Annotated in this window: 1 protein-coding gene; it reads right to left on the bottom strand. The window is 68.3% G+C overall.

The genetic code is table 11. The annotated features are described in order from the left end of the window. Nucleotides 1-114 precede the first annotated feature (114 nt). Complete coding sequence (locus ABB26_RS18385; protein ID WP_057636145.1) at nt 115-987, bottom strand: TPM domain-containing protein; 873 nt, start codon at nt 985-987, stop codon at nt 115-117. Nucleotides 988-1,030 lie beyond the last annotated feature (43 nt).

Here is a 1,030-nt window from a genome sequence, read left to right as displayed (position 1 = left end):
CCTGCCCATCGTGCAGCCGTTCTCCATCGGCAATGGCGTGGTCGATGCGATCCAGGCTCGGCTCGGGAAACGCCGCCTGCGCCGAAGGTGCAAACAGATGCCGCCAGCAACGCATCACCAACTCCCCGAGGCGCCACCGCCTCCCGAACGACCACCGCCACCGCCCCAGCCGCCGCCTCCTCCGAAGCCACCGCCGCCGAAGCCTCCACCGCCACCAAATCCGCCCCCGCCCCAACCACCCCCTCGCGCGAAGCCGCCGCGGGAGGCATTGCCGAACGAGAGCAGGAACGCCACCAGCGCCGCGATGCCGCCGCCCACCATCGACAGCAACAGCAGGCCGGCACCGCCAGCAACCACCCCCGCCACCAAGCCACGTACCGCGCGCGGCAATCGTGCCAGCAGCACGCGCATGAAGGTCGAGGCCACCACACCGATGACGATCGCGAACAGGAACGGGGACTCTCCCCCACCGCCTGGCTCGCGGTTGCTGCTCACCGGCGGCGGCAGCTCTTCTCCGTCGATCAGTTTGACCAGTACCGCGGTCGCGGCAGTGATACCGCCGGCATAGTCGTCCTGGCGGAAATGCGGCACCAGGTATTCCTGGATCACCCGATTGGCGATGGCGTCGGGAATGGCACCTTCCAGTCCATAGCCCGGCTCGATCCGCACCCGCCGGTCGTTCTTGGCCACCACCAGCAGCACGCCATCGTCCACGCCCTTGCGGCCGATGGCCCACTGTTCGATGACCCGCGTGGCGTACTGGGAAATTTCTTCCGGCTCGGTGCTGGGGACGATCAACACCTGCAGCTGGCTACCCTTGCGCTGCTGCAGGGCCAACGCCTGCTGTTCCAGCGCCTGCTTCTGGGCGGCATTCAATGTGCCGGTGGTATCGACCACCGGCGAATCCAACGGCGGAATCGGCGCCAGCTGCTGCGCACCGACCGCACCTGCCCAACCCAGAGCAAGCAGGCAGACCAGCAACCACAGCCGTGGCAATGCGCCGCTCACCGCTGCCGGCTCACTGCGCCGG

The sequence above is a fragment of the Stenotrophomonas humi genome (assembly GCF_001431415.1).
In the GTDB taxonomy this organism is placed as follows: Bacteria; Pseudomonadota; Gammaproteobacteria; order Xanthomonadales; family Xanthomonadaceae; genus Stenotrophomonas; species Stenotrophomonas humi.
The sequence above is the reverse complement of the archived record's forward strand: the minus strand, read 5'-3'. Positions and strand labels throughout refer to the sequence as shown.